Origin of the sequence: Anaerobacillus sp. MEB173 (assembly GCF_052119505.1) — a bacterium.
GTDB lineage: Bacteria > Bacillota > Bacilli > Bacillales > JBJMAU01 > JBJMAU01.
Map to the genome: position 1 here is coordinate 1 of NZ_JBJMAU010000038.1, position 7,207 is coordinate 7,207.

Consider the following 7,207-nt stretch of genomic DNA (forward strand, 5'->3'; position numbering starts at 1 on the left):
TTTCTACTTGACGGTTACACGATTTTTCGGAAGGCACTAGAACTGGAGTTAATTAAGAAGGACCTTACTGAATTTGCTTATGTGAAAAAGGATAAGAAAACGATTGAACAATTAGAAGAAGACGTTCCAAAGTATCTTGAAAAAGAAGAGCTTGCCTTGTTTTTAGGAACAGCCAAAAATAATGGAACATGATTACTTGGTGTTTTTAATTCTAGCCTATACAGGTATTAGGGTTGGAGAATTAGTTGCTCTCAAGTGAAAGGATGTAGACTTCAAAAACACAATAAGCATTACCAAAACATATTATAATCCAAATAATAATACGATGAACTATCAGTTAGTTACACCTAAAACAAAAAAATCACGCAGAAAAATTGTTGTAGATGAAGAAGTCATCAAAGCTTTGAATGAACACAATAAGGTTCAGAATAAAGTCATCGAGCAATTAGGTAACTATTACTATAACAAGAACTTTATTTTTACCAAAATGGAACGACGACATGGTTACCCCATTGTCATCAAGACTGTTCAAAACCGAATGGCACGGCTACTTGCCTTAGCGGATTTTAACCAAGAAATCACACCACACAGCTTGAGGCCGGTGTCGCACTGGAACAAATCATGGACCGGCTCGGCCATATCGATGATCAAATAACGAAAGATGTCTATCTCCATGTAACGCAAGAAATAAAAAAAGAGGCTTCTCAAAAGTTTATTTCAACTTTTGAGAAGCCTCCGTTAATATCCTCAATGTTAGCAAACCACTCTCATCTTACTAACAAATCCTTAAAAATCAAGGGTTTGAGGGGGCACCTTACATCATGCCGCCCATGATACCGTAAATGTACTATCTATTACAAAGATTTATTTAAACCTTACCAATATTTCCATTAGCTTTAAATCGCTTCAATTGTTACGGGAACTCCCTTTCCCCAATCATCTGGAATAATTTTCATTTCAATCTTTCCCTTTTTAAGAATCCTAAAGGATTCTGTACGATCATGTAGATATTCAACCATATCGTCCGATTGATCTGTTGGATAGATATAACCTTTTTCCGGAAGGGGATTTCGATCTGTACGAATGGCTTGAACAAGGGATCCGACTGGTGCAGTAAAGTGAGTCTTATCAATTTTTATCCTTTCATCCGGATAAATATAATATTCAATTCGAAGTGCCCCAGGAATTTCTGGAACTTTATAAGGAATCAACTTGAAACGCCCATTTTTAACGATCCATTCAGAATATCGATTAGCATTTTTTTCAATTAGCCTTCCATTTTCAAAATAGATGTCTCCTTTGTAAACAAACTCATTGCTTTCCATAGTTACAATCTTTCCATGCTTTCGTCCAATGATTGTATATGTTAAAAAGCCGCCATTCCCTGTCCAACAGAAAAAAATAACAATATTTTGTTTAGCTTGGTTAAAATACCCGGACAAAACCTCTTGTTTGACAGGGATAACTTTCTTTGTCCGGTATTCTGTCAGCCAAGCACCGGTTTCATCCTTGCGTTGTACCATTACCTCTTGCTCCGTCTGCACCAATCTTTCTTCAAAATTGCTTCCACTGAGATTTATATAAGTTATTAACTCCTCTTGGTTATCGCTTCGCACTTTTTCTTTTCGTTTAAATAATAACCAATTCCAAAAATTTGATTGATGATCACTATTCATTCAACCCCCTCCTATAAGCATCTAAGGTTATTTCACCGATATATCTTATTCCTGGATGACTTAATGGGATTCTATGTCAATTTAAAATAGGTGTTTCATGTGGACCTTTTGTAGAATTTAAAAAATATTAATAGAATAAATTTGATATCTTCGGTGCATAAAAATGGAAAATCTCTTCAATTGAGGAACCATGAACAGTTGTTAAGGAATGGATGATTTACATGATATCCACTGATTCTTCTAGAGTTTACAGCTTGGCTATCAGTCGCTGCCTCTAAATATTCCTCCACTGCTACCAATTGGTAATTATATATTTGGGGATTTAGATCAATTATAGGTTCGATATTAACCTTTTTTGTATTAAACCTTTCAAACATCTCTGGTGATACTCCCTCCTTTTATAACATCAACAATGATGCTAACTGTATTTTTAGTTAAATTAAAACAAGGAACAGTTATTACTAACTATCCCTTGCTTTTGACTTTGAACTATTGTAATCTTACTTTTTTCAATTACATTAACATACAAAAAAAATTAAGGTCTCTCCGGCCTTTCATAAGTTACATAAGTTCCTGCAATAAGGTCATGGATGCTTCGTTTGTCTTTTCGCAATCCAACCATAAAGGCACTAACAATGAGGGCAATCCCCAATGTAATACCATAAACAAGGGAAGCAACGAAAACACGCATCAACATGGCTCCAAATCCTAATTTTTCTCCATTTACTTTTACAATCCGAACCCCAACAATACGTTTACCAACTGTATATCCAAACCATACTACAGGTATGATTAAATAATATAAGATGGATAAGAAACTCGTATAAATATCTCCTTCCCATGTACCAGTAATCATAAAACTAATTACAGTTAAAGGCACCATAATAACAATTGTATCTAGAATATTAGCCAGTACCCGAATCCAAAAGCCGGCTGGTTTTATAATTGTTTGATTGGATGTTTCCATTTCTTATTCCCCTATCATGATTTATTTTGACTTCTTAATAAGTTCACAACTTTGTCATTCCCTTGTTGAATTGCATGCATGAGTGCAGTTAAATGACCATGATCCTTAATATCTTGGTTTGCACCAGCATTTAAAAGAATCTGAATGGTCTCAATGTCACCGCTTTGTACTGCATAAATAAGTGGAGTCCAACCGTTATAATCTTGTTCATTGATAGTTCCTCCTGCTTCAAGTAATAGGGTAACCATTTCGGCTCGACCATCCCATGCCGCTTTCATCAGGGGAGTTTCTCCATAGTAATCCATGAGGTTTGGATCTGCCCCTGAATCCAAAATAGCTTTTGTTACATCTGTGTTAACATCTTTTACTGCCCAATGTAACGCTGTCCAACCATCCATATCTTGTTCATCGGGATCAACTCCCTCTTCTAATAATGCATATACTTGTTCAATATCTGCTTCTACCACTGCATGAATTAATGGTGTTGTTTCTAGATCTAAGTTCATTGAAGTTTCACTAAAAAGAAAAGATTCTTCAAATTTATTTAGTAAATAAACACTTCCACCAATTAACGCCGCAAATAAAAGTAATGAAACAGGTACCCATAACCAGAGTTTTTGAGGTTGATTGTTAGTTCCTAAATTGATTTCAGATTCTCCTAGAAAATATTCAATTTGATTGATTCTTTTTGGAAGCGTTGGATGGGTCGATAATATTTCACTTAACCAAATGAAAAAACCTTTTTCTTCTTCGATTTGATCCAAGTAATTAGAGCGATTAACTTTTTTGTACAACGCACTTCCTATTCCAAGCATCGTTAAACAATTTTTGGCTGCTTCTGAATTTCCAGTATAATAAGTTGCATAACGATCACAAGTAAATTCACAAGCGCGGGAGTAACTTTGGGTAAGACCTGGGATCCACATGGCGGGTAAAATTATTAATTGCTTTGAAATATGCCTACGTTTAATATGTGCTAATTCGTGTGCAATAACAAAAGCTAGCTCGTCCTCTCCCTCTCGCTCAATGAGTTCAAAAATTGTTGAATAGAGTACAATCATATTTCTTCCAAAAAATCGTGTAGCAAAAGCATTTAAGGCCCCGCCCGATTCCATAACATAAACATCTGGGATATAAGACATCTCCATTTTTTCACATAGCTCTTTTACTTTTTCGTATACGATTGGAAACTGTTCGGGCTTTAAGCGAACCCCGTTAGTTCGTATAAACCCTAACGATAAACCGTGTAAAAATAACGATATCCCTATGAACAATCCAACATAAATAATCCCTACCACTGACATAAATAACCCTATATATGTGATAAGGCTGAAAAGAAGAACAATAATAAAATATTTTCGTTCATTTTTATGAATAAGTTCTTGTGGTGTAAAATGATTCATTTAGCTCGCTCTCCCATTTGTTATAAATATGTGAATGAAAAAATTATAGCAGTTTAGTTTAAAAAATCTATATGAATTTATTGGGTAATAAAAAGGAATGCTTTTGCATTAACGAGTTCATTTCAAGGAGAGAAAACTTTAAAAAACCGTTTTATCATTTGTATTTCTCGACATTTTTTTAATGAAAAAAAATGCCAATGATTATCACATACAAATTAGCATAGGTTTTAAAAGGAAATTAACAGTATAAATCGCACACAAAACGCTCAGATAAATATCTGGGCGTTTATTAATGGAATAATATTTTTTATCAACTATACTAATCTCCAAGTTTATAACCGATAATTAAAGTAAAATCCTAAAAAAGGTGCAAAAAAAAGACCTGTCCCTTAGTGCGATAACACTTACTGTATCAGGGGAAGGCACTTTCTCTTTCCTTTTCACGTGAATGAGTGTGTCTTTTGGTTAATTTCTTAAAACTTTTTAATTTTTGTAAAAGTATGTAAATATTACTTTATGAATTTTTACCTAGTAAATAAACCATCTGTCTATTTATATTGTTAAATGGTATTTTTTTCTGTTTTCATACCTTCTACTATTATCCTAATAATATGAAAATTTGGGGCATCAAATAGATCAATCGAACGAAAAATTACAAAACTAATAATATTAATATTATTTTTATATTTCCTTTATATTACCTTCTTAATATAAAAGAGAACGTAGATGAGCCTCTCATAAAAAAAATCTAAGGAGGAGTATTAAATGAAAGAGAAATGGAGTTTAAAAAAGAAAGCAAGATTAGTAGCCCCTATTGTTTTATCAACAAGTATGGTGCTAAACATTTTACCATCTACTACAAAAATGGAAAGACCAGTATTGGCAAATAGCCAAGAAACTTTTTTAGTGGAGGAAAATTTTGATCAAGTAGAAAATCAGCAATTGCCAGAAGGATGGAAGAACATTCAAGGTAACGGAACAGTTATCAATGGGAAACTTGTACTAACATCGCCAAGTACGGGGAGTCCGAGTCGCGTAGTTATACCTTTGCAAGAAAATACAGGTGATTACATATTCGAAGCTGATATGACTTTCAAATCAGCTGTTGAAAATACTCGTTGGGCTTCATTAATGTATCGAATTCAATCGGAAAATTATCCATATTATCAATTTGCAATCCGAAGAGGAACAAATGTGATCAACGGTCTTGAATTTGCCATTCGCAACGAGCAAAATCAATGGGAAGTACCTGTTAAAACGTTCTATCCTGAAGCCTTTGAATACAATAAAAGCTACCGCCTTAAAGTTATCGCAAAAGATAATCGGGTTCAACATTTTGTAAATGGACAACTTGTAATTGATACCGATCTAGCAACGTCCTGGTCTGAAGGTGATGTCGGATTCCAAGCTAGTGGTGTAACGGTTGAATTTGATAATGTTAAATTAACAAGTAAAACAGAGGCATTACCACCTATAGAAGAAACTAGTGCCTTTTTACCTTCCGAGCCTGAAACAAATATTCTTAATGCACCAACAGTCATTACACCTTTTGAAACAATGGACAAGTTCAACGAAATGATCAACACTGGTATTTCTTCAATTGTTTTACGAGTAGAGTCAAATGGTACGGGTGAATTAGTAACTAACGGAGTATTGCTTTCTGAAGTACTACAAGCAACAAAAGGAAAGGTTATTCCTATTCTTCAAGTCGAAAGCAATAGTGATATAAAGAGCTTGACAAACCTATTAATTGAGGAAGCTATTCAAGACGTACATGTGATGTCTACCAATCCAGACATTGTTAAAAGCTTGAAACAAGATTTTCCTACCGCACGCGGGGCAGTCATCTATACGAAAAACTCATTAAGTAAACATGATTTAGAAACCTTAGCGTTTACTGTTCATCGTGGTTTATCTAAAGTAGCAGTGATTCCACAGAAGTTACTAACACCTGAAATCATTCATTATTTACACAGCAGAACGATTTCTGTTTGGGGAATTGGTGGTAACAATGTAAGTGACGCACATGGTCTTATTCACTTAGGTGTAGATGGAATTATTACTGAAAATACTGGAGATACGATCGATGTGTTCAGTCAATATCCAAAAAACACCATTGTCCAACGCCCAATTATTTCTGCCCATCGCGGCGTACCATCACTTGCTCCAGAAAATACGATGGTCGGCTATAACTTAGCCTATGAACTTGGAGCAGACCAAATTGAAACCGATGTAAAAGTAACAAAAGATGGTGAACTTATTATTATGCATGACAATACGATAGACCGTACAACAACAGGAAGCGGAAAAGTTTCGGATTTAACATTAGAGGAAATTCGTCAAGTCGATGCTGGTATTAAGTTCGGAGAAGAATTTGCTGGAGAAAAAGTTCCGACGTTCCGTGAATTTTTACAAGGCTTTAAAGGTAAAGATGTCGTTTTATTAGTAGAATTAAAAGATACTGGTATCGAAGAAAAGGTTATTCAAGAAATTAAAGAAGAAGATATGATGAATCAAGTACTTGTTCAAAGTTTTGATTTCCAAAGTGTTAAAAAAATTCATGAGTTAGCTCCTGAAATCGGAGTTGGATTCCTTTACTCTGCTGGTGTTGCAGGAAATCAACAAGCACGACTTCATGATGCCCAGCAGATGTTAAATTATGCTGCTACTATTAATGCAACTCTTAACGCTAGTTATGGAAGTATCTCAAAAGATTTTATTACTTATATGCGTCAGCGCGGCCAATTAAACTTGCATTGGACATTCCGTAATGAACAAGCATTGGAAAGCCAGCTGAAAGATGGATTAATCGGACCGATTACTGATTACACCCAATGGTTAACGGATTCACCAATAAGTTTAGAAACACCAATCAAAAAGCGTAATCTTAAAGTAGGTAAATCTACTACCATTCAAGCAAAATCCTTCGTTCACTATCGTGATAATCTTAAAGAAAATATTGAAACAAAACTCTTTATTCAAGACGGAGAAGGTATCGTTTCAGTAGAGGGAAATACCGTTACAGCAGTTAGTCCAGGAACAGCAAATATCTTTGCAGTTTATACCTTTACAATGCTTGGAGAACAATGGAATCTTATAACAGAACCAATTGAAGTTAACGTATCCGAATAAATAACAAGAAGTGAAAAAGTGAAAAAGGT

Annotated in this window: 4 protein-coding genes and 1 pseudogene; 2 read left to right on the forward strand and 3 right to left on the reverse strand. The window is 34.6% G+C overall.

The window, feature by feature from the left end:
- Positions 1-192: pseudogene (locus ACJ2A9_RS23320) on the forward strand (site-specific integrase); the annotation flags it as partial.
- 704 nt (positions 193-896) lie between these two features.
- Here the strand turns inward: ACJ2A9_RS23320 and ACJ2A9_RS23325 are convergent.
- From ACJ2A9_RS23325 to ACJ2A9_RS23335, 3 genes are all read right to left on the reverse strand, one after another.
- Positions 897-1,676: a hypothetical protein gene (locus tag ACJ2A9_RS23325; protein ID WP_441424092.1), complete on the reverse strand. Its 780-nt coding sequence runs from the start codon at positions 1,674-1,676 to the stop codon at positions 897-899.
- Positions 1,677-2,211: 535 nt separating this feature from the next.
- Complete coding sequence (locus tag ACJ2A9_RS23330; RefSeq protein ID WP_441424093.1) at positions 2,212-2,643, reverse strand: RDD family protein; 432 nt, start codon at positions 2,641-2,643, stop codon at positions 2,212-2,214.
- A gap of 14 nt (positions 2,644-2,657) precedes the next feature.
- On the reverse strand, positions 2,658-4,046 hold the full coding sequence (locus tag ACJ2A9_RS23335) for a M48 family metallopeptidase (protein ID WP_441424094.1): 1,389 nt from the start codon (positions 4,044-4,046) through the stop codon (positions 2,658-2,660).
- Between the two features lie 765 nt (positions 4,047-4,811).
- Here ACJ2A9_RS23335 and ACJ2A9_RS23340 point away from each other — a divergent pair.
- A complete protein-coding gene (locus ACJ2A9_RS23340) occupies positions 4,812-7,178 on the forward strand; it encodes a glycerophosphodiester phosphodiesterase family protein (RefSeq protein WP_441424095.1) in 2,367 nt (788 codons plus the stop codon).
- Positions 7,179-7,207: the final 29 nt, after the last annotated feature.

Coding starts and splice junctions, on each gene's coding strand:
- ACJ2A9_RS23340 (WP_441424095.1), top strand. CDS start 4,812: ATGAAAGAGAAATGGAGTTTAAAAAAGAAAGCAAGATTAGTAGCCCCT.
- ACJ2A9_RS23330 (WP_441424093.1), bottom strand. CDS start 2,643: ATGGAAACATCCAATCAAACAATTATAAAACCAGCCGGCTTTTGGATT.
- ACJ2A9_RS23335 (WP_441424094.1), bottom strand. CDS start 4,046: ATGAATCATTTTACACCACAAGAACTTATTCATAAAAATGAACGAAAA.
- ACJ2A9_RS23325 (WP_441424092.1), bottom strand. CDS start 1,676: ATGAATAGTGATCATCAATCAAATTTTTGGAATTGGTTATTATTTAAA.